20 protein-coding genes and 1 pseudogene are annotated in these 25,637 nt (G+C 44.7%); 5 read left to right on the forward strand and 16 right to left on the reverse strand.

Going from position 1 to position 25,637, the window contains the following annotated elements:
* Positions 1-84: 84 nt before the first annotated feature.
* Positions 85-294 (reverse strand): hypothetical protein, encoded by a 210-nt coding sequence (locus AKL11_RS25380; RefSeq protein ID WP_157673708.1) that lies wholly within the window; start codon positions 292-294, stop codon positions 85-87.
* A gap of 253 nt (positions 295-547) precedes the next feature.
* On the opposite strand from AKL11_RS25380, the gene AKL11_RS21520 reads away from it, so the two are divergent.
* Entirely contained in the window at positions 548-850 is a 303-nt protein-coding gene (locus tag AKL11_RS21520; RefSeq protein ID WP_067521873.1) for a DUF6172 family protein, read from the forward strand.
* A 20-nt stretch (positions 851-870) separates the two neighbouring features.
* Positions 871-1,320, forward strand: a complete 450-nt coding sequence (locus tag AKL11_RS21525; RefSeq protein WP_281180480.1) for a YehS family protein — start codon at positions 871-873, stop codon at positions 1,318-1,320.
* 47 nt (positions 1,321-1,367) lie between these two features.
* On the opposite strand, the gene AKL11_RS25385 is transcribed toward AKL11_RS21525, so the two are convergent.
* The 14 genes from AKL11_RS25385 to AKL11_RS21595 all read right to left on the reverse strand — a co-directional run bounded on the left by AKL11_RS25385 (position 1,368) and on the right by AKL11_RS21595 (position 19,772).
* Entirely contained in the window at positions 1,368-1,640 is a 273-nt protein-coding gene (locus AKL11_RS25385; RefSeq protein WP_157673709.1) for a hypothetical protein, read from the reverse strand.
* A 255-nt stretch (positions 1,641-1,895) separates the two neighbouring features.
* Positions 1,896-2,258, reverse strand: a complete 363-nt coding sequence (locus AKL11_RS21535; protein ID WP_067521879.1) for a M15 family metallopeptidase — start codon at positions 2,256-2,258, stop codon at positions 1,896-1,898.
* Positions 2,259-2,404: 146 nt separating this feature from the next.
* Positions 2,405-3,919, reverse strand: coding sequence for a sigma-54 interaction domain-containing protein (locus AKL11_RS21540; protein WP_067521881.1), 1,515 nt, complete (start codon positions 3,917-3,919; stop codon positions 2,405-2,407).
* 10 nt (positions 3,920-3,929) lie between these two features.
* Complete coding sequence (locus AKL11_RS21545; protein ID WP_067521883.1) at positions 3,930-5,810, reverse strand: DUF2357 domain-containing protein; 1,881 nt, start codon at positions 5,808-5,810, stop codon at positions 3,930-3,932.
* On the reverse strand, positions 5,807-8,293 hold the full coding sequence (locus AKL11_RS21550; RefSeq protein WP_095210607.1) for an AAA family ATPase: 2,487 nt from the start codon (positions 8,291-8,293) through the stop codon (positions 5,807-5,809). Before AKL11_RS21550 ends, AKL11_RS21545 begins: the two co-directional genes overlap by 4 nt.
* 7 nt (positions 8,294-8,300) lie before the next feature.
* Positions 8,301-9,773: a hypothetical protein gene (locus AKL11_RS21555; RefSeq protein ID WP_067521885.1), complete on the reverse strand. Its 1,473-nt coding sequence runs from the start codon at positions 9,771-9,773 to the stop codon at positions 8,301-8,303.
* Entirely contained in the window at positions 9,757-13,092 is a 3,336-nt protein-coding gene (locus tag AKL11_RS21560) for a DEAD/DEAH box helicase (protein ID WP_067521887.1), read from the reverse strand. The genes AKL11_RS21555 and AKL11_RS21560 overlap by 17 nt, the downstream gene beginning before the upstream one ends.
* Before the next feature lie 11 nt (positions 13,093-13,103).
* Positions 13,104-14,591 (reverse strand): protein kinase domain-containing protein, encoded by a 1,488-nt coding sequence (locus tag AKL11_RS21565; protein WP_157673711.1) that lies wholly within the window; start codon positions 14,589-14,591, stop codon positions 13,104-13,106.
* 1 nt (position 14,592) lies between these two features.
* Complete coding sequence (locus AKL11_RS21570; protein ID WP_157673712.1) at positions 14,593-15,270, reverse strand: PP2C family serine/threonine-protein phosphatase; 678 nt, start codon at positions 15,268-15,270, stop codon at positions 14,593-14,595.
* A gap of 14 nt (positions 15,271-15,284) precedes the next feature.
* Positions 15,285-15,950 (reverse strand): vWA domain-containing protein, encoded by a 666-nt coding sequence (locus AKL11_RS21575; protein WP_067521890.1) that lies wholly within the window; start codon positions 15,948-15,950, stop codon positions 15,285-15,287.
* 13 nt (positions 15,951-15,963) lie between these two features.
* Positions 15,964-16,287 carry a DUF4258 domain-containing protein gene (locus AKL11_RS21580; protein ID WP_067521892.1) on the reverse strand — a complete coding sequence of 108 codons (324 nt, stop codon included), beginning with the start codon at positions 16,285-16,287 and terminating at the stop codon, positions 15,964-15,966.
* Between the two features lie 276 nt (positions 16,288-16,563).
* Positions 16,564-17,370, reverse strand: a complete 807-nt coding sequence (locus AKL11_RS21585; protein WP_067521895.1) for a hypothetical protein — start codon at positions 17,368-17,370, stop codon at positions 16,564-16,566.
* A gap of 42 nt (positions 17,371-17,412) precedes the next feature.
* Positions 17,413-18,921, reverse strand: coding sequence for a hypothetical protein (locus tag AKL11_RS21590; protein ID WP_067521897.1), 1,509 nt, complete (start codon positions 18,919-18,921; stop codon positions 17,413-17,415).
* A gap of 2 nt (positions 18,922-18,923) precedes the next feature.
* Entirely contained in the window at positions 18,924-19,772 is an 849-nt protein-coding gene (locus tag AKL11_RS21595) for a hypothetical protein (RefSeq protein WP_067521899.1), read from the reverse strand.
* 275 nt (positions 19,773-20,047) lie between these two features.
* Between AKL11_RS21595 and AKL11_RS21600 the strand changes: the two genes are divergently transcribed.
* The 3 genes from AKL11_RS21600 to AKL11_RS21610 are packed head-to-tail and all read left to right on the forward strand — an operon-like array spanning position 20,048 to position 25,181.
* The gene (locus AKL11_RS21600) at positions 20,048-22,495 is read left to right on the forward strand and encodes a type I restriction-modification system subunit M (protein ID WP_067521901.1); all 2,448 of its coding nucleotides are present in this window, start codon (positions 20,048-20,050) and stop codon (positions 22,493-22,495) included.
* Positions 22,492-23,811, forward strand: coding sequence for a restriction endonuclease subunit S (locus AKL11_RS21605; protein ID WP_067521903.1), 1,320 nt, complete (start codon positions 22,492-22,494; stop codon positions 23,809-23,811). Before AKL11_RS21600 ends, AKL11_RS21605 begins: the two co-directional genes overlap by 4 nt.
* Positions 23,808-25,181 carry a DUF262 domain-containing protein gene (locus AKL11_RS21610; protein WP_067521905.1) on the forward strand — a complete coding sequence of 458 codons (1,374 nt, stop codon included), beginning with the start codon at positions 23,808-23,810 and terminating at the stop codon, positions 25,179-25,181. Before AKL11_RS21605 ends, AKL11_RS21610 begins: the two co-directional genes overlap by 4 nt.
* Positions 25,182-25,422: 241 nt before the next feature.
* On the opposite strand, the pseudogene AKL11_RS26825 reads toward AKL11_RS21610, so the two are convergent.
* Positions 25,423-25,637: pseudogene (locus AKL11_RS26825) on the reverse strand (IS91 family transposase); the annotation flags it as partial.

Genomic DNA, 25,637 nt, shown 5'->3' on the forward strand with positions numbered 1-25,637 from the left:
TGACACCAGTTTTGACACCAGTTTTCCAAACACCAGTTTTCCAGTTTTCGTCTGACACCAGTTTTCGAGCGACAGACGTGCTATTTAAAACCTACGACAACCTCTTACATTGCTTATTTTATCCACTCTTGGGCTAACGGACATAACCATCACAGTCTTCGCTGGTACGGCGGCGGAATAGACAGGGTTCAAAATACGACCCACGGCAATCACCGGCGTGCCCGCTTTTTGAATCGCACAGTGGAAGTCACTTTGATCAGATAAGCAGGACGCTGTGATTAACGCGTCCAGCATACGATGCAGTAATCATCGGACGGCATTTTTTTTGGTCGTCGGATCCGTCATTACCGATCGCGCCCCGCGACTTGATGCGTTGAGTTCTTTGGGATAACGAGCCATACCGCACTCTTAGTGCTGAGTTCGTGATAGTGAGAGCCTCGTTCAGCAGCTCAGCCCTAAAGTCATAGTAGAATCTTTGTATAAACATTATACTGCGGGCCGTTAAAAACTCCCCGGCGAAATAATTGCCCACCTTGGTAGTATCCCAATGAAAAAGACCTTTACATTAGAACACCCTAAAATAAAAGCGCCTCGTATCGTCGACTCGATAAAGCATGACATCAAAAAGTTCCTCAAAAAAGAACGCCTGAAATCCCTGCCTTCCGGCACTCAATATTGGGGTTTCGATTGTAAACTTGGACAATCTGAAGAGACCGCAGCTGAGGTGCATGTATCATCGCTAACGAAAGGCATCGATGAGCTTGTTGCAAAAAACATAATGACCATTTATGTAGAAGTTACAGCGAAAGCCATGGTAGCGGTTGAAAAACTGCCTGCTCAGGAGGACTAGTTATCAACAACAACGATATTTTGCGCCGGGTGCGTTATATTTTTGATTTAAGCGATCCGCTAATGCTGTCTATATTTAAGCARGGTGGATATGAAGGAAGTAAGCCTGAGTTATTGACTTGGTTGGCCCGCGAAGGAGARCCTGGTTTTATCTTGTGTGAAGATGAAAAACTTGCTCGCTTTCTAAATGGCCTGATCATAAAGAACAGAGGCTCTAAGAGTGATGATATACCTGAACCTGAGCGTATTCTGAGCAATAACATGGTGCTGAGGAAGTTGAAAATCGCTCTAAACTTACAGGCCGACGACTTGCTTTCGATGCTTAAGCTGAACGATTTCGCTTTAAGTAAACATGAGTTGAGTGCCCTGTTTCGACGCCCTGATCATAAAAACTATCGAGAATGCTTAGATCAACTGCTCCGTAATATTCTTGATGGAATGGAAAAGCACTACAGAAAAGATAAATCCTAGCTCGAATATTTCATAAAATGAGGCAAGTTTCGCACATGCTTCTAAAGTTACTGCTCCRCTGGAATCAACCGGGGCACTGCCTCATAAGAATCRCTGACAAAACTGGTCTCTTCCWTATCAGTGACATGGTAAAGCATGGGTTGCAGCAATCCCGCATCAATAACATTGTTCAACTGTCGTAAAGCAAACCCCAGCACCGCACCCGATATGCCACCAATCTGTTGCGGGAAAAAATGTTCTGCATTTTTGTCAGGCCAGATTCCCATACGAACCACCCATTCCTGATCTTCATTTATGTAGGTGGCGTATACATCGTACATCCCGAGATCAAAGGTAGTGAAGGCAGTSAGCGRTGTACGGTGCAGGTAGCGTTTAGACTGACCTTTATGCAGTTTCAGTTTGTTGACAAAATCYGGCTGTRCAGCAAGRTCTGAMCGGATATCAGCCATAATGCTACGGCTCAGCATGTCGCYGGGCATGATAGAATTGATGACCATTTTAAGGGGTAGGAAWAACGCATAAACCAGAACTGYAACCGTCAGCARTARGATTATAATCAGTGCGCGGCGCATCATTTAGCTCGCACTCCACGGTAAAATATCTGTCACTTTTAATTGGAAGTGYGGTCGGTCTGGAAAGCCTTTCCAGTCGCCGCCCCAAATCAAACCTTYGGATTTACCGAYCTCTCCAATGTAAGCCCAATGACGACTATCCCAGTGTGGCTTGCCATTTTTATAAACGACGACGTCTACAGCCCAGCCATAATTGTGATAAGAAAGTCCGGGTTTGGCATTGGTCACAACAGGCCCGCTGGTGGTTCTGCCTTGCTCATACAGTAGATTTTGCTGAACAAGATCCCGGTGACCTTGTGTCACTCGGATATCAATTCCTTTTTCTTTCAGCTCCACTTTTACCTGCTCGATCTTCTTGAACAGCAATGGGTGAATGCCATAGATGTTATCGGTATATCCCTCGCACGAGAAGATAAGGGGAGCAATGACTGCGGCACTCTTATAAAATCAATATTTAGACTATATGCCCCCTATTTTTCAGGTGATTTAATGATGTTGAGTTAGGCACTCCTTCACTCTTGGGCAGAGCCAGAGTATTTTTTAATCCAGTTATCAAGTACTTGTGAACTCTTTAAGCCAAGCTTCTTGGCTGCTGCAAGCTTATTGCCCTGAGTCTCTTTTAATGCCAGAGTGATATAGTGACTTACCACTAGTCCAATCTCATTTCCAAGGTCAATTTCTTTCCCTAGAACGGATGGAAGAAGCCCTGAGCTTGTAGTTCGGCTGATAATCGAGGACTCTATGTCACTTGCGGTTATTATGACTCCATCAGACCAAATAGCTGCTCTTAGAATACTGGCTCGGAGTTCTCTGATGTTTCCAGGCCAGTTCTGTCTAGCTATAAATTGGAGGGCATCGACACTAAGCCGTTTCTTCTGGAATTCAGGTTGATCGGCGAGTTCTGTATTAATCTCTGACATCATTGCTTCTGATAGTAGAATTATGTCACCTGAACGATCTCGAATTGGTGGTAGTTTTAAAATTCCGATAGCTATGCGGTAAAATAAATCCTCTCTGAATTTCCCTTGACTGATCATATGCGTAAGATCACGATGGGTTGCGGCAACCAGCCTGAAATCACTTCGAACTACTTTGTTATCCCCTAATCTTGTGTACTCTTTTTCTTGTAGTACCCTGAGAAGTTTGGTTTGCAGCAACGGGCTCAGCTCACCAATTTCATCCAGAAACAATGTTCCTCCGTCAGCGGCTGAAAAGTAGCCTTCATGATCTTGGTAAGCGCCTGTAAAGGCCCCTTTCTTATGACCAAATAGTAATGATTCCGCAAGGTCTTCTGGAAGAGCACCACAATTAACAGCGACAAATGGCGATTTTTTCCTTGGGCTTGACTCATGAATCGCTCGAGCAAATACTTCTTTCCCAGTGCCAGTTTCACCAAGAATAAGTACTGGTACTTCACGAATCCCCATACGTTCGGCCCTGCTTTTGGCAATAAGCATTGGCTCACTTTGCCCTGTTATTCCGGATAACGATGGTGATGAGGATTCAACAGATATCAGTCGTCTTCCAGCTTTCCGAATAGCTCCTTGAGAAAATTCGGCAGCGATTTCAAAAGGCAGCTCAATATGCCGTACCTGTTGAATTTTGTCTCGATCAAGCCATGATTCCACACAGACAGAAGGGAAGTGTGTCTTAACCAATAGCACCCATACAGCTGTCATAGCTGGAGTCCCAGGGCTTAGATGGACGTACCTTTGAAAATCCGGACATTCTTGAGCCAGTTTTCCTAGCTCACTTAAGATTTTAGGATATATCTCCGCATAAGCGGTAGGGGAGGAAAGAGATACTTGTGTAGAAGTAATCTCCAGATTCTTACCCACCATTGATAGTAGCCATTCCATGTATTGGGTTGATTGTTCTTGAGAGTAATTACACAACAAATGAACTCTGTTGTACGGGTTACCTTTTTCCATAGAGTCTATGATGGCAGCTAATACAGGTCCTAAATCACCCGACTGCGATGCAGTCAGGTCATGCTTTCCTATCCAGCTGATTAGAATTTTTTTCATACAACATTACCTACTGGCTTTCGGAAATCACCGTGTCTTCCAACCATCTGCCCGAATCCGAAAAAGAGAGACCTGAATCGCTGATGACATACTGTCTATAACGTTTTTCATTGCCAGTATGCTGAATTGTCCATTTCATCTCGCAACTATTTGTACGGCAATGAGCGATAAATGTCTCTCTATCCCTACGTTCAAAGTGTGCTTTTGAGTTACAAGCAGGGCAGTGTGATAATTGTTGAAAAGCTACCACTCTCTCTTTAAAAGTATCAAGGCTAAATCGAGCATTATTATTCTTTAGGCTTTCTTCTAGTGTCTGCAGCTCTGAAGGTGTCATGCTACTCAATATGCGAAATGAGTGACTATCAGATGGTTGAATGCAACTCCAATTAGAGACCAGCTCCATTGTTTCCGTTGGTACTTTCTTTACAGGTTGGCCATAGCTCTTCAGAGGGCCAGAAATGAGCCAATAACTGAGAAGTGAAACCACTCTTTCTTCTACATGGAAATCCATTGGAGACATTAACAAAGGACGGTTATTACTTCCTGTCAGCCAACTTGATGGAAGATCATCTGTAACATCAACATTTGGGCAGCAGGGGATAGTTGTAGTTGACTCTGTTCGGACTACGCCAAGGCAGTTAGTATCCCACGAATAAACTGGGACAAACCTGATTGAAGTCTTGGTTAGATTATCTGTCAACTCTAACCCCTTCGTTTGGTTCCATTCAAGACTTAGTTTTCTGCCAAAACGTGCATAAGTAGATGCTTTCCCTGTCTCACTTACAAGAGAATAATGCAGTTCTTTCAGGACCCTAACGATTACCAACCGACAGTATTGATCATAATCTTTTTGTAAGCGCTGATTAAGTTCGAGAGTCTCAGCTGATGTTAAGTTGTCTCTTTTACTTTCTATTTGTAGCGAGGTCCACAGACTTAGAAGGTGGCGGTAGTGCTGGTCGTGAGTCAATATATTTGTAGGCTGGATTCGACCAGCTATCTGTGTATTTCTGGGAATGCGCTTATAAAGTTCCCCTTGTTTCAGCCCTCTTATTTTGTTCATTAACTCAGACAGTTTTTCCTTAGTTTTACTCAAATCCTCGAGGGCTTGCAGTGCAGAAGAGTCTGAGTCAAAAGTTTCCCCCCACAGTCCGAACAATTTCCTGCTTAGTCTGTGGTTGATTTTATGAGTGCTCTCAAGTGCCAATGCGTCAGTCAGGTTTTTCTCCAACTCAATAACTTCTTTCAATCTGCTGTCGAGAAAGCGTTCAAGTCTGTCAATAAGACGTGCAAATACTCTATTCTCATACAGATTGTATTCATCTTCACTGACAAGACTAAGTACCTTCTTAGGCTGAATGCCTGTCAAGGTTTTTGATTGCCAGCACTCAGAGTGAGCGGACAGGTGACGATGAGAGGAAGATGCCAACCGTTTTGAACGGCTAATTGGCTGCACCATCTCGTCATAGCGCATATCATATCGAGGGTGTCTGCTTATTTCCTGAAGATGGCCTTTGCCCATTATGTTATCGAGTAATTCCTCAAGTTGGTTCAGCCTACCTTCTTCGGTGAATAACCGGCTTGGCAGTAATGGAGAAGGTAGTTTTTTATTTTCTTCTGCAGAAATACACTCATTAATTTGATGCAGTGATAGGCCTACAAGCCTATGACTGACTTGTAAGTCATCTTCAATTTGACCACTGCATCTAAAATTTTTTTTATCAATTACAAGATAATCTGAACCATCATCCGAAAGAATTGATCCTAACTTAAGAGTTGTATGTTGATTAATCAGCACATCCTCACAAAGAAGATATCTGCCGGGCACAATGTGTGCCGGCAAATCTTCAAGTGAAACCTGCTGGTTGGTTAACCGATCCAGCAGTTTGGTCATGCGCCACGCTCCATACGACGACGGTCTTTGGCAATACTGTTCATGGTACGAGTTGCCTCACCATTCAGCTTCAAGGCTTTCCAAGTATCAGCCAGAGCCTCACTAACCTTATCCAAATCAGCAGGGCTAATATCGAAACGACCGGTTGCCTTGCCAGCACGGAACAACTTGGTTGCTAGTAAATGATCAACGCCTTCCTCAATACTACCACCGGTTTCTTTCAGCACAGGTATAAAACGGTGTGCATGGCGCTCAAGTCGGTTGCCCCAGCTAACGGTAAAGTCATCTTCAAGAACAGTCTTCAATTTACTGTCATTCAGTCCTGACAGAATCTTGCTTACAGTGCTTCTATGCTTTTGACAGGCATGATCAAAAGACTCTCTTAATGAAGAGAAACTATATGCCTGATCACCGTCGTAACGAGCAGTGCTGAATTTTTCATCATTTCGGGAAAGCTCCATGACATGCGCACGGTCATAGGTTTTATCAGCAAATTCGTTTGTTGTTTCATCGTGGTTTGCAGTACCGATGAACCAAACATTTTCTGGAACAAAGATTTTCCGGTCATCAACCAACTTTTTAGGAGCATCTTTCTGACCGACCTCAAGTAACACAATATTTCGATCTTTATCCTGCGGATCTTTTTCCAGTGCTGAATTGAAGTCGGCAAAGTACTGCTCTGGGCGAGAGAGATTCATCTCATCCAGAAGAATGATATTGACACGATCCTCAAAAGCAGGCAGTTGAGCACGGTAGAGTGCCTGTAATGCCTCACTCTCATAAAACCGCTTTTCAAAAGCATTGTAGTGACCCAGAAGATCGTCTTTATCGCGCCAACCTGCTTGTACGGCAATATCTGTGCAATGGCCACCAACCACTTTGGCAAACGCTTTTGCCAAACTTGTCTTACCAGTACCTGACATACCTTGCAGGATATGAAGATTACTCATCGCCAAACCGGCCAGGAAGGCTCGGACATCTTCCTCTTTATAATAAAGAGGAGCATTAGGCAGTTCAGCCATCCCCCATCTCATTTGTTGGGCGAAGGCGTGCAAATCAGTAACCGGCTTGAGGTTTGCAGCTTTACTTTTATACTTCTGATCCATGGCTGAAAGAGCAGGGAAAGCTTTTACTCCATGCTGCCGTTCAACTAAATCATCTAGCTGAGTTTGTAGACCAGTAATGGCTGTATCTAGCGTCTGATTGTGTAACTCAAGAACACGCTTTTCTTTCTCAAGCTGATGCTTGGCTGCAACGGTCATTTGTCGTCTGTGAAGTTCAGCTTTCGCCTCTTCAAGCGTTTGTCTTAAATCTGCTATCTGATCATATTGTTCACTGCATTTTTCTTCCAGCAGATCGCACTTCTCTTCAAGATTATCTTCAGAAGTCCAAAGTTGAGTTTTCAAATTTTTATTCTGCTGACGAAGATTATTCAGCTCTGTTTTTATATCTTCAACATTTTCATTTTCTAATGAGCGCTGAAGATCCGTGAAGTTAACAAGTTCCTTCTGCAGCTCAGTTATAGTAGACCTGTCTTGCTCTCGGTTGTTGCGCTCTTGGCTGAGCTGCGCTTTAAGGCTATCAATTTCAGTTCGATACTGGCTATCCAAATCGATTCTAACATTATCTTTCCACTCATTTTCAGAGCGTTGCTGTACTTCCTGTTTCTTTTTTTGAAGTGTCAGGGTGTCCTGAACCTTTGAAATTTGCTCATGCAATGCAGCTAGATCTGACTCAGCTTGTGTTTTTTTGCTGGCAAAGTCTGACAAAATTTCTTTTTGAACTGCGATAAAACCTGCTCTCGCATCAGACTCTTTCTCTTTGAGTGTGCTTTCCCTCTCAAATAAGTCAGAATCCCTTTTGTTTAAACGATCACTTCTTTCGTCCAACGCTTGGTTATGTTCTTGTTGAAGTGAAGCCAACTCAGCTCTTTTTTTCTCTACAGAAACTCTATGTTCTCGAGCGAACCCCGCGTCTGCTTCGTCCTTCATTTCTGCCAGTTGGTCTTCCAGCAAAATTTGTTTCTTCTCTTGCTGATCAAGCTCTTTCTGTTTTGCAGCCAACTTTTTCCTTTGTTCATCTAGCAGACTTTTAGCCTCATCAAGTTCAGCCTTTTGCCTGTTTAGCTCTGACTCATCCCCATAGAGCTCTTTGCGCTTCTGATCAAGGTCCTGTTGCTGTGCCTCTATTCCAGCGGAAAGTTGTTCATAACTAGCTCTGGAGGATTCATGAGCAGTAATTTTTTCTTGCAACTGCTTGACTAACTGAAGTATTTCATCAAGTGCTTCATTGGCTTTTGCTTCTTGGTCTTTATCTTGTTCAAGGCAAGACATATCGGAGCTCAGTGGGTTTATTTCTTCATCCACCACTGCAAGCTCTTCATTAATTTTCTTTTTCATAATACCCATTTTGTTCAACAAATCTTCTTTAGATGGTTGAGGACGCGGAGCTCGGGTAGTCTGTTTTTTTGTTTTCTTAGCCATAATTCTATTAATCCAGATTTTTCAATAATGTCTTGACCCAACTACAACTAAAGCGGGCACATTCAAGAGCGGTCTCTTTGTTTGTCTGCTTATCAGAAGCATGTGCAACAGCATTGCGATCTCTGGCAATACCAAGAATGCTCGATATTGCTAAGTCCTTAATGCCAAAGCTTAATAAAGGGTGTGTAGGGTTTGCAGTGAGTGTAAACAAAGTGGCAGCTACAAGAGGCCTCAAAGAAACATTTGGATCTGTTTGAGTTGCAGCCCAGAAGATACTGCCCGATTTTTGTTTAGCAAGGTCATCCAGGTCCTCATCCGTGAGGAATGGGCCAGCGACACCTTCTAGAGCACAGCGTATATCTTCAAAACCCCACTTCTTATCAATAAAACGACGGTTAGCTATAGGCCATTCAGATAACATCCATTTGAAGCAAGCCTCAAAGACTTTCTGAGCTTGAGTGACCAGATCATCACAGTCTTCATATCGAATGCTTTTATCAGACTGTGCATCTTCCAGGGCTTGCTGCCTTCTTAACAGGGCTCCAAGTGCCGACTCCAGATTAGGGACTCTGTCTGCGTTTGAATATTCGGTAAACTTCGCAAGTTCAACAGAGGCATTCTGTCGTTTGATCATTTCCTCGTAAGTTTCTTTCTTTGGGAGTTCCCCAATAATGCTACTTAATCTATTTCGCAGACCACTATTGTTCTGCGCCTGCACATAGATATCCTGACGAAAAAAGTCTCCTGTTGGTGTAACTGCCAGAGGATCACTCACATTCCAGATATCCCCCCTATCTTCAACAATCCAGCACATAACATAGGCAGGAGAGGGGCTTTGCTTCAGTAGTTCGATTTCATCTGCGCGAAATTCTTTCTTGTGATATTCCAGCTCACCTCGAACACGCATATTGTGAATAGCATTATTACCCTGTCTGAGAGCACTACGTATATCCAGTACTGATGGTGGTTCAGGTGTACGCGAGCTACAGTGAATAATGAATGGTTTTTCTATCCAGTCACTTGCTCTGCTTGCTTTAAATTCTGGCCTTCCATCTTCAGAAAGTGGCGAAATATAAGAAAGGCTTTTACTTACTCTGGGCCACAACTTGCCTGTAATAGCATCCTGGAAAATGTATGCGGTTGATAGATTGCCGCGCTGTTCCTCATCCTCCTCCAACATCTGCAGACCGAGTTCAGTTAACTCCCAGTCCTTACATATCCAGCCATTAGGAATTAGCTGTCCTGCAATAATGTAGAGAATTAATTCCTTATCAAGCCCTAACCAGGCAGCAATTTGTTCAGGGTCACGCTTGCTGGCCTTGATAAGTCCAAGAATACTTTTCTGAAAAAGGTTCAGCTCTTGCTGACCTGGCTTAGGAGCAAGAACTTCCCAGACCCAGACAGGCCATAGAATAGACTGCCCTCTGGGAGTTCTTTTGCCTCCAAAAAAATTCAGATACAGATCAGTAAATTGAGCCATGTTCTCCCTCGCACAGCTGATAAAACGCGGGTATTGACGGTGCTGCCTTTTCTGCTGCAGAATGTTTAGCCAAACTGGCGTCTGCAACCATAATTAGTAGCCGATGCTGTCGACTCATGGCAACGTTTAGACGGTTGTCTAGCCTTAAGAAGCCAAAGGCTTTCGTCAACTCATTGTCATCATCGATATTGATGTCCCTGTTGGGAGATGTTCTCACCATGGAAAGCAATACAATATCAAACTCTTTACCCTGAAATGCGTCGACCGAACCAACTCTGAGTCTCTCTTTCTGCTCACCTTTTTCGGTCTGAATGTGTAACCATTCAGGTTTAATCTGGAGTTCACCTTCTACTTTTTCAGTAAGACCGATCGATGACATTGATTTCAGAATTTGATTAACCTGAGCACTGTAAAATGTAATAACACCAACGCTTAAGTTTGGACACTGTTCCAGTATTTCCTTAGCCTTTCTGGCAACCACATCCGCCTCTATATCGCGCTTTAGGCTTCCATTATGACGGTGACTTTTGCCATCAGTTTTTGGTACATCGATCCAGCCGCACACTTTGCCCTCAAAGCCTCGGACATTATGTTTGAACTGCTCATCCTCTAGTCCCGACAAAATCGGACCACCATGTTTTTTATAAAAATTTTCACTAATAAAGTCCCCCAATAATCTGTGCATCCGAAACTGGGTATCCAGCATGACTACACGCTTTGGTTGATTTTTTTCTTTTTCCATTTCCTTGAAGTTATTCATCATTCGCTCAAAAAGGCTTAACTTAAGCATCTCCTTATGGACTTCATTCAACTCGTACTCTTCAGCTAGCTCATCTTCAACTTTAGGTTCCAACAGGTGTGGTAATTGTCGGTGATCCCCAACCAGTACAATTCGTCTTTTCCCCATAGCCATAGGAACCATAAGATCAAGAGGGTTTGCTCTGGCAGCCTCATCAACAATGACTGTGTTGAAGCTCAAGTTGGTTTGAAAGTCAACTTGCTTAACGCCAGTCATCTGCTCACTGGCTGCTTGCTGGCAGGTTGAACCCAAGACACCGGTGTATTCACCTGCTGCCTGTTTTATTACTTCTGGTGAATGTTTCAAGGCTGTTCGATGACGATCCAGCACCTTCAAGTGAGACAGAGAATGGGTGCCATCAACTACTTTTTGGATGTCATTTCTGATATCTCCCAATAGCAGGCAGGTTTTCTCATCCATTACCTGTTGAACATGCCGTGGACGGTAGTCGGGAATGCACTGGTCTAACAATTTTGTCTTAAGTTCTTTAAGCGCAGTGAGCTCAACATCCTCTGGTTTAGGCTTTTCACTAAAGCTCTGAAGTAACAGCCGGTCTGATTCATCAAGACGCGCTTGCTGTTGCTCATATCCAGCGAGTACTCTCATACACTGATAAGGACCATCATCAATAAATGAGTCCAAGGTGCAGCGTAGCCCTCTAACGCGTTTCACTAGAAAGCGGTTGACACTACGATCAGCTATGGAAGAAGTCTGTCGTAAACTTTCCAGCCATTGTTGCCACCGGCTCTGTACTTCTGGAGACAGCCTGATCTGGAACTGCTCTTTTAGCTGAACTAATAAAACTTCTATTTTCTTAATCTGCTCTATCTTCTGCTGGAAATCGAGTGAGGATACCTGAAGAGTGATCAATTCTTTCTGTAGCAGTTTGATGTAGTTGAAGACAGGTTCATCTTCCAGTAGCGCATTAATGGTTGAGTCCATAAGTACTGCTTTTTCATGGCACCATGCAGTTATTGGATTGTCTTCTATCTCGGAACTTTTTTTCCGTCGGCCGCCTACTTTGATTGCAGGAAGTCCAAACACATTTGAGCGTTCCATAACGTTGTCAACAGCATCGTGTTGGAAGCTTGAAATCAACATTTGGTGCTGAAAAGGCATGCCTTTTAGATCTTCTGCCAATAAAGCCTGAAGGGCTGAAATCACCTGTGTTTTTCCCGTGCCAGGGGGACCAATAATCAATGCAACATCGGGGGTTTCATAAGCAACTTTTAATGCCTCTTGCTGTTTGCGCGTCGGCTCACCTTTAAATCGGGCTTTTACTGCACCACTTATTCGTCTTAGTCTTTTTGGTTTCTCAAAAGGCGGGTTGGAGCCTTCCAATAAGTAGTGTAATTGAGGCATTGGATTATTCCGCTGACTGATATGGTCAACGGCATGTTGTCGGCGCTCTCTTACTTTTCTGTTTCCATGCATAGACAGGCAGATAATTCCTTCTGGAAAAGGGGGGGGCTGATCTCTATCAGACTCATATTCAACAGTTATAAAGCCATCTTTGTACTCAACAAACTTACAAAGCCAAGGTCTTCCATTGGCACCACTCAGGCCTGTGTTTTTTATTTCCTCTTCATTCGAAAGCCAGTCTGGAGGTGAGCGCATGGCCTCAAAGGTAAAATCTTTGCTAGACCTCTGGCCATTTTCAGCCAGCTCCCTTAGCTTTTTCTCAAAATTTGCACCATGCCCGGCATCAACGATGAAGTCCCATTGTTTGGATTTGCTGCCCTTATCAAAGTCTTTAAAGTTGATGGCTCCAATGGCTCTGGCATCAGTTAAACTGAAAGTCCATTCCATATCACTGTATTGCTGCCAGAGTTGCATATAACTGCCATGCTGACTGATGGCCTGCTCAAGTGCATGACGTTGGGTTGCGCTATTAAGCTGTCCAGCCACCGAGATATCAATAAACTGAATGTGGCCTTGCAGAATACGTAGGCCTGCTCCGGTTCTTCGTGTTCGGGTAAGTTTTGATAGGCTCCAGAGCCCGTTCTGTTCATCGATAGTTGCGACCCAGTCTCTGCCTCTGATTTCAAAAGTACCACTTTGGTTTCCTGCATAGACGGAAGCAAACAGTCTCGGTTGTTCTTCTCCTGTAAGGATAAACTCTTCGCTCAACCATTGAATGGCTGAATCCAGAGCGTCTCCATTAATCACACCTTTTGCTGATAGCTCTTCAACTATGCGTCCATCAACGCCTATATCAAGATCGAGACTTGTTGGAGCATCAGGCAGCTCAACATATCGCAAATAGAGCTGCGACTTTCTTATGGATGTAAGGGTCCAAAGGGTGAGCCCTTTCTCAATTCTTGTTTTTAATAATGCTGCATCCTGCTCTGCAATCGCATGTATTTGTTGAGAGCCCTGAAGCAGGATCAGATCGCCAAATTCGTCAATCAGTGCAACTTCATCGCTGATATTCCAGTCGGATTGCTTGGGCGGAACATTGCCTTTGCATTTAAGTTGAACTGTTTCTTGACTGATGCCTGAAAATTCACCCAGTTTCATACAAAATCCTTTTACCAGATAAATGTCCAGACAGGATGAGAGGTGTAGCCATCATCCAGTTTATGACGAAGGTGGAGAGCAAATTTCTCACCTTTGCGACTTTCTATTTTTAACTTTTGCCTTTTCTCAATAACATAAGATACTCCATCGCTTTTTCTTTGTAGCTCAACCAAACCGTCTCTCGTGGGAGTGATATAAAGGCCCGCTTCCAGTAACTCGATAGAGCATAGGTGTGGCGACTCTCTATATAGTTCAGTGCCGGCAGGAGCAAGATATAGTTCTGATGAGCAATCTTTGTTAAGGATCTGTGTCGAGTTGGTAGGAATCCATGCGGACTCTCCATCCAGAGGTTTATCATTGAAAAAGTAATATCTCAATTTCAAATAATGATGCTCTGGCTGAACTTGATCACAGAAGTGACATTCATCAGCCTTGTTATAAAAAAAGGAATTACCACAATTTTCAAGGTCACTGCATTCAATCAGCTGGGAGTAAGATTCTTCCAATACAGCTAACCATTCCCCCATTGAAGGGCGTTCAGATACAGTATTTCTTCCACTACCAAAGCATCGCTGAAAGAGTGATTTCAGTTTTTCATTAGCGACAACTTCCAATGGAATGCCATTACCAGTCCATTCATTAGCATCATTGTTTTCGTCATAAATCCAGGGCAGTTCACCTTGCTTGGCTTGTACAAGCGTATCTTCATAGGCTTCATCACCTTTTGTTTCAGCATCCTCAAGCAGCAACCCATCCTCAAAAGGGTGGCTGTGGCTAAGAAGTTTCAAAGCGATAACTGCGAAACTCCAGCAGTCAGTAGACATATTGATACCGGTTTCTTCCCGGATCACTTCTGGAGCAGCATAACCTGGGGTATGCAAGTGACCGTAACCAGCTCTTTCACTCACGCAGATGTTGTCACAATCGATCAGCCAGACTTGATGATCTTCTACAGACTCAGAGACAAAGATATTGGCCGGAGATAAGTCACCATAGGCATAACCACGGCCATGTAGCTTCGCTAGCGTGTCAGCCAACTCTTTTAGTAATCGGATTCTTCTCCTCAGGCCGCCTGTTTTAACAAAGCCCTCAAGAGGTTTCTCTTCATTCTCAACCAGTGCAGACCATGAGCGCTCAAGATTACACTCCAATGACTCAAGGCCACCCATCAACTCCATGACATAACCGCTACCAGCATACGATTCTGGTTTAGCGAGGATTTCAACTGGCCGGGCAATTTTAAGCTCTGAAAGTTCCTGCCTCATGAGCCACTCGATATGTCTGGCCCACGCTTTTTTCTTTTCAGGCGTTTTATTCTGAAAAATCTTTACGAGAACATCCGGTAATTGAGTTGTACATACAACCCCCTGACCACCTTCACCGACTTTACCTGTCAGTGTGTAAACAGTTCCTCTACGGTCGGCAACCTGCCTATTACCTTTCTTCTTTGCTTTTTCAGGCTGCTGTTGACTGCCCGAAGTCCTTGGATCTGCTGACATATTATTTCCGGTGAATAACTGCGATTGTTTTATCATCTGTATGGTGAGGTGTTGGCCAGTTTTCTAGCTCTCGTTTCATCCACTGCTTGCCATAGCGAGCGCCTTTATTTTTCATCGTCTTTATCACAGAAGAAGCAAAAAGTTGTGGTTCCACAAGGTCATCGCTAATGCCATCCGTAACAAGAACCAAGCCTTGATTTATAGAGATCTGACTTTGCGCGCACACCCAGTCGCTGTATTTTTTCGATAACCCAAGGCCTGTCGTTTCATTACCAAAACTGTTCTCATCACGGGGCTTTAACGTCTGCTGTTCTCCGGATGAAACGTAGATGGCTCCGTCACCTAGCTGAAATAAGCGACATTTTCCTGATGGTTTCCCCCAGGCAAACAGACAGGTTGCAATAGCGTCATCAGGCCGAATATTGTCGAGAAGGTTAAGCCAGTGCTTATAGGTACAATGAATGACAGTTTTATCAGGCTCATCAAAGCTGCACTGTCTGGTCATCATCAGCACAGCCTGACATGCCATTTTTGATCCAATATCTGAGTGCTTTCGAGAGCCCATACCATCACTAACCACTGCCAGCCAACTATTTCGGTTACGGCGAATCAGAACCGCATCCTGATTTGGCTGACCACGGTTGATGTGGCCAGGGCCCCTAACTGAGGCCGAGTGCAAATTAATAGGCACCTTTAAAAATCCAGATCGAGATCGTCATCAGGAATGTTTTCATAATTCAAAGCTACTGCCTGATTGGGTGTTGTACTTCTTGACCGGCTTGCTACGCTCATGCTGACGGCTTGGAAAAAGCGATGAATATCCTTGGCTTGATGCGCTTTGAACAGTGGCGCTTCAAGGTCGTTGGTGAAGTCAGCCAACATAGACTCATCAGCATCACTGCCAATTGCCATCGCCATACGAGTTGACTTTTGTGCTCGCTCTGAGCTACAAAATGCTGAAAATTTATCCTCCCAACTATCAGTAGGATGCCCGTCAGAAACGAGAACCACGACAGGGCGATAGGCTCGGGATGGAATTTGTTCCTTATCTTCGATAAGTTGCTTGGCCAACTCCAGAGCTCCGCCCATAGGGGTGCCTCCAGAAGCGTGTAATGGAATCATACTTTCAATTTTATGAGCAGGGGCCAGAGGAAGGTGTTCAACGACCATGCCACCAAACGTAATAACCGAAAGATGAATTTCTGCATTAAGCCGGCTTTCACCTTTAAATGTTTCAATCATCTGACTGAGCGCGCTGTTCAATGCATCAATCTTGCCATCGACGCTCATACTTCCACTGGTGTCAGCTAGAATAATGACAGGTATTGGACGGGCGGATTTTGCGGCAAATTTTTTCATGGTTACTCTTCTTTTATCTGCGACGTTTGATCATTGGACGAATATTGGACAAGTTCCTGTTTCGGTAAACAGTGACAACTTGCTCAGCAAAATTGGTTGAAACCAGCACATGAATCCCCTCTGCCAAGCGCACTTCTGAACAGCTATTGGCATACAGTTCAACCTCTTTTCTGCCAATGACATAGCACTTCACTCCCCGACCATATACTTGACGCCCAAACTGGATAGTCAGTTCGATTGCCTCAGTAGTTATTCCCCGCTGACTCATGCGCTTAAGCGCATGGTCAGAAAAGTTCATCAGGTGGTGACTGCTATTTTCACTGACTTGGGGCTTCATGTCTGTTGGCACTCCTACCTAATTAAGATGCAACTTACATAAAGCAGATAGCATGCCAAAACATAATACCTCTTAATATACAACGGGTTAAAAGAAAGGTTTAATGGCGTAAATCAACAATATATTAATATTTATTAGTCAGGTATTAATATTTATTAATATCTATCGCATAAATTTTACACAGCACAACTGCTTGGCATTCCACGCTATTTTCCCTGATACAGTTATTCTTGGACAAAAGTTCCCGAGCAATAGTTTCAACCTACTGTCATTTATTTACTTCCCCGTATCAGCAGTTTCATGCTCTCTTTTATTGATGCTTTTTTGTACTTGCGCCATAACCTCAGGAAGTATCCCGGCAACCACATCTTGAGTATCACTAATACTTTGGTTAGAAATATTCTGAACTCTCTTCTGCTTCCAAACCCAGTATGTCATGTACAAGGCAAAAAACTGCCCGACAGCCCTGGAAGTGTGACGGATATCTTCTTCTAAATCGTGTATGGCAGTACTTAACTCTTCTTCAAGCTTTTTCTGGAAGATGGGCTGAATAATCTCTTTTGCCTGACTGTCAAATTGGCTCACGACTTCAGCAACACCGGCCAAATATGTTCGAATCTGATTTGCAAGCACCCCATAACCCGCACGATTAGAAAGTCTAAATGCCAGTTTTGGGTCAATCTCCGTTAAAGAGTGAAGTGCATTTCTGTATTCCGACTGGAGCTCATCAAGATGTTGATAGCCATAGGTTTCAGCTCCATCATTGACCTGGTGTTGAAGGTGCCTGGCAAGCTCTTCAGGAATGCTTTTGCTTTCTGGGTCCTGAATGCTGTATTGAAAATATGACTCAGTCTCATTATGGATTGTGTCCATGAAATCCCGAGCATTGAATGTTTCGTTAAGCCGGATAACACGAGCGGCATGCCAGATTTCAAGGAGATAGTAGAGAACCCTCCGGTAAATCCGTTGATTTTCTCTACTTGTTTTGATGTACAGAGAAAACGATGCAACGGTAACGGTCAGAGCCGCGCCAAAAAAACCAAGATCCTTCAACTCACTGATAACGTCCATATAACTATCCATAGCCGACACTTTCTGCCGCATTAGTGGTTTGTTTAGCCGAACTCAACCAAGCATAAAATCATTCAACTCAGCGTCATTGTGTATCAACTTCGAACGGTCGACATCATAGGCGTAAGCCAGCTCGATACTGGTCTCTAATAAGTTACGATTATTCGTAATGTCAAACGCAGCTGTGGTCAGATCACCGAGGCGGTCAAACTCCTCATTGATTCTATCAATGACTATCTTAGCGGCAGCATCAAGTTGTGCATTGTAGGCTGCTAGCTGATTCGCCATTTTTTCCTTCATGGATGGCATCAGTTTTTTAACAGCAAAGCAGACCAGTTTCCCTGCAATAGAACCAATCACTGCTCCCAGTATCGGAACTGGTATCGCTGTCTGTCCGATAGCGGTACAGATACCAACCACCGCTGATTCCGAGCAGAGTATCAACCCCAAGTCCATCAGTTCGTTCATACTGATTTCTTTAGCGTTGTACTGAGCGACCAGAGTAGACATGCCCTTTACTGCAGTAACAACGGCACCAGCAAAAGGAGCAGCCATGCCTGCACAGTTTGTCAAACCATAAATGGCGGCACTGCTGATTCCACCAATAGCCGCACTTTTGCTCGTATTGATTCCCAGCCTTTTCCAGTCATCCAGATCATAATCACCAGCAAAGATATTCTTCCCGGCTTTGTAATTTTTATAGATGTCCGCTGTCAGAGATACAGCAACACCCACGGCAGCACCGGTGAGAGCAACCTTGCCCATCTCACCAAGATCGATCTGGTTTTCTTCAAGCACTGTTCTCTTATCGCTGTCCGCTTGACTCTCCAGATTATCCTTTCTGACACTGTTCTCTGATGTAATATTGTCAGAGTGTCGATCCAGTGTTTCATCTACACGAATAATCTGTACTTCGTCGTATGTTGACAACCCCGGTTGTACGATTTGTTCAAAAGGTTTTCCCGACAGCGCTTCAATACTGGCAACCTTTTCTTGTATAGCCCTGATTGAACGCTCTGATAAGCCGTCAACATTCTCTCCGGATATGACCTTGAGAATGATTTCATGAGTATCTTTTGGAATGTGATGATAAGAATCATCACGACTAAAGTTGGCGTGTTTATCCATGTGATCAAGCACATGTCGCAAGTTATTATTGGCGCCGTTTATAAACTTGGATTGAACCTCTATACCATCAATCAGGTAGTCTGCAGGTGCTGTGCGTCCGACTCCCTCAAAGGTTGCAGAAAATTCTTCCGGTTTCTCCGCTTCCTGCCGCAATGCTTGTTGAGCATTGCGGATGCCAACTTCAACCTTCTCAGCTATTTCTCCATGCTTTGTGTCTATACGACCCAAGATGCCGCCCAAGTTACCAATATCAGATCGGGTCTTCTCTATCTGCTCCATGGCAAAATCAAAAGCGCGGTCTTGCTGATTCAACCCCTCCTGCAAAGCATTATCAATGGTCTGATGAGAGTGGTTGATCAGTTCCTCCCGACCCGTATTGACCTGGCCTACCAAAGCCGCCTGAAGCTGATCTTCTAATGGAACAGTACTTACCATTGTTAAATAGCCTTTTTGTTTAACAGCGCTGAAAGAGACTGAATATGGTTAATCAAGCTGCCAAGATGTGCCTTTTGAGTTTGATCAAAATGTTGATAATCCTCTGGTGCACTACTTTTTAACAAGTCGAGCAATTCCTTAACCCCGCCAACATGTGTTTGAGTTAAATCCAGCAGACGGCTGACTTCGTGCTCCGCTGTTCGTAGCTCCGCAATCCCACGGTTCAGTACTTTCGTTTCCTTAGTGGCTTGCTCTGCTATTTCAGCATTTTTTTTACGCTTCCATAGCGAACCACCAACAATGGCCGCGCCACCAATAGCCCAACCAACAGGCCCCGCAAGCGCCAACAGAGCATTACCGGCAGCCATGCCTCCGCCACCGGCGGCCAATGCACCACCGCCAAGCCATGCCAGAGCGGCATTCGTTGCAGCGGCGCCACCTAATGCACTGATTGCAGTGCCTGTAGAAGCCACGCCAAATGTAGATGCTACTGCCATCGCCGCCGTCGGAGCGAAAGCTGCCACACCCACGCCGGCAGCTACACCACCGGCAGTGGCAGCTGTCGTGCTTATATTTGATTTTTTGTTTTCCAACTCAAGTTTATGAAGAACCTGATTGAAGGTATGGAACTCATTTTTATAAGCGACGTAGGACCTATCAAACTCCTTGGGGGAGTTGGACAGTGTATTTATATACTCTTCCACCTGAGCAATGATGATGTGGCTACTTGAGTGGCGAAGCTGCAGCAGTTCCATAGCCCCGCTCTTAACCTTATCAACCATTTGGTTGTAATGCTTTTCAGCAGCTTTCAGTTTTTTCAAAGCTTCGTCTTTCAGATCACCATTTAGCATCAGTATTCTCAGAGTATTATGTGGCTGGATATATACAGACGATTACTGCCTTATATTACAAAAAGAAATATATCATTTTCTCACAAAAAGTAGAGTCCGTATCCGCTACCAGATGCAGAATAAAAATCACTACAGCATCACCATCATGCACTGCACTCACAGTGATATGCACTGACATGGATCTACGAGTACAATGACGTTAATTTCACATTAACCATTACTTTCTGAATTCTAAGCAACGGATAGATTTTTTCTGTTGCTTCGCAGGAGCCTCCATGGCCATCAAAAAAACCGAACTCTACTCCTCTCTTTGGCAAAGCTGTGATGAGCTGCGCGGAGGAATGGATGCTTCTCAGTACAAGGATTATGTACTGACGCTGTTGTTTATGAAGTACGTTTCCGATAAGGCAGAAAACGATTCAGGTTTTCTTCTGGATGTGCCAGAAGGGGGATCTTTCGACGATATGGTTGCCCTGAAGGGCGACAAAGAGATCGGCGACAAGATCAACAAGATCATCAGTGCGCTGGCAGAAGAGAACGACCTCAAAGGCGTGATCGACGTTGCCGACTTCAACGATGAAGACAAGCTGGGCAAAGGCAAGGACATGCAGGATCGTCTGTCCAAGCTGATCGGTATTTTTCAGGGGATCGATCTGGGCGCAAATCAGGCGCAGGGGGACGACCTGCTGGGCGATGCCTATGAGTTTCTGATGCGCCACTTTGCTACGGAATCCGGCAAGAGTAAGGGGCAGTTTTATACCCCTTCTGAAGTCTCCCAGATTCTGGCCAAAGTTGTCGGTATTCAGAAAGACACGCCGCAGGACCAAACTGTCTACGACCCGACCTGCGGTTCCGGCTCTTTGTTGTTGAAAGCAGCAGATCAGGCATCCCGTGGTTTGACCATTTACGGACAGGAGATGGACAACGCCACCTCCGCATTAGCCCGTATGAACATGATTTTGCACGACAATGTCGAAGCGGAGATCTGGCAGGACAACACCCTTTCATCGCCTCAATGGAAAGAAGACGATGGCAGTTTGAAACGCTTTGACTTTGCTGTCGCTAACCCACCGTTCTCTTTTAAAGCCTGGAATACCGGCTTAAACCCAAAAGCTGATGAATTTGGTCGATTTGAGTACGGCATTCCGCCAGAAAAAAATGGCGACTATGCCTTTCTATTGCACATTCTGAAATCGCTGAAAAGCACCGGTAAAGGCGCAGTTATTCTGCCACACGGTGTGTTGTTCCGTGGCAATGTAGAAGCCAGCATTCGCCAGAACCTGATCAAGCAAGGTTACATTAAAGGCATTATCGGGTTGCCTGCTAACCTGTTTTACGGCACAGGTATCCCGGCCTGCATTATCGTGATCGACAAATCCAAAGCGTCCAGTCGCTCCGGTATTTTTATGGTGGATGCCAGCAAGGGTTTTATGAAAGACGGCAACAAAAACCGTCTGCGCTCCCAGGATATTCACAAAATTGTGGATGTGTTCACACGCCAGACGGAACTGCCCGGTTATGCCAGAATGGTCACGTTCGGGGAGATTGAAAGTAACCAATACAACCTGAATATTCCCCGCTATATCGATTCTACCGATGCTGAAGATCTCCACGATCTGACGGCGCATATGCGCGGAGGCATTCCCAATGCCGATATTGATGCACTGGCAAACTACTGGCGCGTTTTCCCTGGGCTGCGCAGTACCTTATTTAAGCCTTCTATATACAGTGGTTACAGCGATGCCTGCGTAGAAGCCAGTAATGTTAAAAGCACGATTCTCGATCACCCTGAATTTAAAGACTTCGCTAAACGCTCTCTGAACCGTTACGACCAGTGGGAAGCGGAACACCTGGAGCGATTGGAAAGCATCGCGCAAGGGGATGATCCCAAAGAACTGATTTACACCCTGTCTGAGGACCTGCTGGAACGTTTTGCGAAAGCTGAACTGCTGGATAGATACGATGTTTACCAGCTGTTGATGGAATACTGGGCAGAAATCCTGCAGGACGATGTGTATGTGCTTATTCAGGATGGCTGGCAAGCTGGTAACAAACTGCGCACTCTGAAGGTAGCTAAGGGTGAGAAACTGAAGGAAACGCCGGATCTGATCATTAACAAGGTCAAATACAAATCTGACCTTATTCCACCGTCGTTAATTATCGCCCGTTACTTTGCCCAAGAGCAGCAGGCGTTAAATGCGTTACAGGCCAAGAAAGACGAAGCCTCACAAATCCTGGAAACCTACATAGAAAGCAACACTTCATCCGGCGAGGACGAAGAAGGTTTGTTGGATGAAGCTAAAAACGATAAGGACAAAGTCACCAAAGCCACGGTGGCTGCACGCCTGAAAACCCTGAAAAACAGCCTGAGTGCGGGTAAAGAGATCAAGGTTCTGAAACAGTGCCAAAATCTGTTTAATAAAGAAGCGGCTGCCAGCAAAGTGGTGAAGGAAGCTCAGGCAGAACTGGATCATGTCGTTTTCGATAAGTACCCACAACTGAATGTAAACGAGATCAAAGAGCTGGTGATAGAAGACAAATGGCTGGCAACCATCAAGGGTGATATTAAGGCCGAAGTTGAGCGTGTCACTCAGCAACTGGCGAACCGTGTGAAAACACTGGAAGAGCGTTACGCTGAGCCATTGCCGCAATTGGCGAAGACGGTGGGTGAACTGTCTGCCAAAGTGGATGAGCACCTGAAAAAAATGGGGGTGGCCTGGTGAGTCAGTTAGCAGTGGATAGTGGTCAGGTGCCTGAAGGGTATAAGCAGACTGAGGTTGGGGTTATTCCCAATGACTGGGAGCTTAGCGATATTGAGAGCGTTTCTTTAGTGCCTACGCAAAACGGCTTGTTTTTTGAGCCAAAAAGAAAAGGTAAAGGGATACCACTTATAAACGTTAGTGATATGTATTCATCAGCACCAATTCAAATTGAGAACTTAGATCTTTTTGATGCCAACATAAGTGAAGTAAAAACTTTTCAGGCCGTTAGCGGGGATTTATTTTTTACTCGCTCTTCTGTGGTGCCAACTGGCATTGCATACTGCAACATATTCCTCAATGAGGAAGTGAAGGCCGTGTTTGATAGTCATTTAATAAGAGTGAGACCTAACACTAATTTGGTAGATTCTAGTTTTTTGTACCTTAACTGCATATTTAGCTATGCACGAAAATTTCTTATCTCGTCGGCTAAAACTGCAATAATGACAACTATTGACCAGAAAGCGATCAATGGTTGTCCTGTATTGTTACCTCCAAGGCATGAACAAACTGCTATTGCAAACGCTGTTTCCGACATCGACACCCTAATCACCTCACTAGAAAAGTTGATCGCCAAAAAACGCGCCATCAAAACCGCCACCATGCAGCAACTGCTCACGGGTAAAAAGCGCCTGCCGGAGTTTGAACGTCATCCCAATGGTGAGCTGAAAGGCTACAAACAATCAGAGCTGGGGGGGATTCCGGAGGATTGGATACTTCCAAAATTAGGAGATTTCTGCACACTAATAAATGGCCGGGGCTTTAAACCTCATGAATGGGAAAGTGAAGGCTTACCGATTATCAGAATTCAAAACCTGAATGGCTCCGAAGAGTTTAATTACTATTCAGGGCATTACGATCCGAAAATCTTTGTTGAACCGAATCAATTGTTATTTGCTTGGTCTGGTAGTAGAGGAACCTCTTTCGGGCCTCACATATGGAGAGGAGGGAATGCTCTTCTCAATTACCACACATGGAAACTTGTGGTTGATCATTCAAAAGTTGATGAGAATTTCTTTTATCATGCGCTGAAAGCTCTAACGAAGCAGATCGAGGATTCTGCACATGGTGCATCTGCTCTGGTACATACCCAGAAAGGTGAAATGGAGCAGTTTTATGTTCCTCTTCCACCTACAAGAAAAGAGCAAACAGCGATTTCTGAAGCTCTGTCAGATATCGATCATACGCTGAGTTTGCTAGAGTATCGGCTGGCAAAAACCCAACAACTCAAACAAGGCATGATGCAGGAACTGCTCACCGGGAGAACCCGGCTGATATGAATGCAGTAGTTCCAATAAAACCCAGTGAGCAGGTAGAGGTTCAGGTTTACAACTTCTCTCAACTGCTCACTCTCGGCTACCCACTGGCGCTGGATAACTACCAGCGCCCTTATGTCTGGAGTCGGGAAAAGATAGAACAGCTGGTGCAAGACCTGCACGAGTTTGAACAACAGAGCCTTAAATCAACGACACCCGATTACTACATGGGCGCTCTGCTATTGCACCGCAACCACAACAAGAAACAACTGTATGTAATTGATGGCCAGCAGCGGCTGACCAGCCTCTGCGTGTTGCACCATACCCTGGAGCATAATCTGCCCGAGAGTGTGGAGTTTAGCTTCCGCTCGAAACTGTCGGCACACAATATTCAGCAGGCAAAAGTGGTGTATAACCAGCTGCAGGATACACTGCCATCGGCGGACATTTTTCAGAAGCTTTGTTTTACGGTGATTACCGTTGAAAGCGAAGATCTGGCCTTTACCTTTTTTGATACCCAGAATAACCGCGGTGTACCGCTGGCAGCCACTGACCTGTTAAAAGCCTTTCACCTGCGAGCCATTCACAGCGAGGATGCAAAGCAGGACGAAGCGTTGCAACAACACTGCGCCCGCCGCTGGGAAACGTTGCAGGTTAAAGGGCAGAGCGGTTCAACCCGACAAGAGAATGATTTTGCGCCAGAGCTATTTCACTACTATCTCTGGCGAGCGAGAAACTGGAAAGGTCAAAATCTGATTGAGCGGGAAACCCGCGACGATGTTTTGTCCACTTTCCAGAAACAGAGTATTCCTAGTGATAAACAGTCCGTAGCCCATACTCCACTGTACCCCGGTGTGAATAATCAGTTGGCGGCAAACTTGTCTTTACTGCCCAGCAATGAGTTCCGCCTCGATCTTCAATCGCTGGATATGAGCAGTAACCCCGCAACCTTGCCGTTTTCTCTTCGTCAGCCCATTCACCAGGGGGTTGGCTTTTTCCTCTATGCCCAGAAGTATGCGGCATTGCTAAATCAGTTGTTATACAGCGAAAACCCTGAGCCGGAAGTGAAAGCCTTTCGTCGTTTTTACAACAGCGTAATGAAGCAAACCTCCCACTATTTGCGGGAACTGTTCAACCTCGCAGTGCTGGCGCATGTTGATCAGTTCGGTACACAGGGGTTGTTGCGTTTCGCTCTTTGGCTGGATCATGCGTTGGGTGCTTTGAGACTTACCAAGGCTATCTATGAGCCTGCTATAAGAAAGTTTCTTAAAGAACGAGATCAGAATTTGCTAGATGTCATTGTTGGCGCTTATCGGCCAGAAGAGGTCGTTGCTTTTCTTCAATCAGACCAGGATGCAAAAGCATCATATCGAATAAGGATAGATTGCGCTTAGCCGCAATCTTATCCGGTTGTTGCACAAGCCCGGATTGATTTCTGGTGAGGGTGGTCTATAGAAGTTTTCTTTTTTGGTGGCGATCGAATCAGAGCGTTTATATTGAACTCTCTTTATTCAGAATGAGCGTTACCCGACCACTGCATTACGTAGTCTGGCGTCTGATTTCCCTGTCTGACTGGCTGAACTAACTATTTCTCCATGTTGGTGAATGGCGATACTTATTTTATGAATCAATTCTTCAGGTGGGCTTCAGAAATCTAAACGCAATGTGGTTCATTACTTCACCGCACTGTTTGCATTTGAATTGCGGGCGAATAACGGGYTCGATGRCCTTGACCATCACATTCAGAACMAGCTGAACCAGTGACAGTTTCCTTTTTGCGTTTCCGTGTAAAAAACCGTAATCCCGTGACCGTCGAAATCGTCTGGGAAGTACATGTTTCAACACCAGCC

The sequence above is a fragment of the Endozoicomonas ascidiicola genome (assembly GCF_001646945.1).
In the GTDB taxonomy this organism is placed as follows: domain Bacteria; phylum Pseudomonadota; class Gammaproteobacteria; order Pseudomonadales; family Endozoicomonadaceae; genus Endozoicomonas; species Endozoicomonas ascidiicola.

Coding starts and splice junctions, on each gene's coding strand:
- AKL11_RS25380 (WP_157673708.1), bottom strand. CDS start 294: ATGCTGGACGCGTTAATCACAGCGTCCTGCTTATCTGATCAAAGTGAC.
- AKL11_RS21520 (WP_067521873.1), top strand. CDS start 548: ATGAAAAAGACCTTTACATTAGAACACCCTAAAATAAAAGCGCCTCGT.
- AKL11_RS21540 (WP_067521881.1), bottom strand. CDS start 3,919: ATGAAAAAAATTCTAATCAGCTGGATAGGAAAGCATGACCTGACTGCA.
- AKL11_RS21545 (WP_067521883.1), bottom strand. CDS start 5,810: ATGACCAAACTGCTGGATCGGTTAACCAACCAGCAGGTTTCACTTGAA.
- AKL11_RS21550 (WP_095210607.1), bottom strand. CDS start 8,293: ATGGCTAAGAAAACAAAAAAACAGACTACCCGAGCTCCGCGTCCTCAA.
- AKL11_RS21555 (WP_067521885.1), bottom strand. CDS start 9,773: ATGGCTCAATTTACTGATCTGTATCTGAATTTTTTTGGAGGCAAAAGA.
- AKL11_RS21560 (WP_067521887.1), bottom strand. CDS start 13,092: ATGAAACTGGGTGAATTTTCAGGCATCAGTCAAGAAACAGTTCAACTT.
- AKL11_RS21565 (WP_157673711.1), bottom strand. CDS start 14,591: ATGTCAGCAGATCCAAGGACTTCGGGCAGTCAACAGCAGCCTGAAAAA.
- AKL11_RS21575 (WP_067521890.1), bottom strand. CDS start 15,950: ATGAAAAAATTTGCCGCAAAATCCGCCCGTCCAATACCTGTCATTATT.
- AKL11_RS21580 (WP_067521892.1), bottom strand. CDS start 16,287: ATGAAGCCCCAAGTCAGTGAAAATAGCAGTCACCACCTGATGAACTTT.
- AKL11_RS21585 (WP_067521895.1), bottom strand. CDS start 17,370: ATGGATAGTTATATGGACGTTATCAGTGAGTTGAAGGATCTTGGTTTT.
- AKL11_RS21590 (WP_067521897.1), bottom strand. CDS start 18,921: ATGGTAAGTACTGTTCCATTAGAAGATCAGCTTCAGGCGGCTTTGGTA.
- AKL11_RS21595 (WP_067521899.1), bottom strand. CDS start 19,772: ATGCTAAATGGTGATCTGAAAGACGAAGCTTTGAAAAAACTGAAAGCT.
- AKL11_RS21600 (WP_067521901.1), top strand. CDS start 20,048: ATGGCCATCAAAAAAACCGAACTCTACTCCTCTCTTTGGCAAAGCTGT.
- AKL11_RS21610 (WP_067521905.1), top strand. CDS start 23,808: ATGAATGCAGTAGTTCCAATAAAACCCAGTGAGCAGGTAGAGGTTCAG.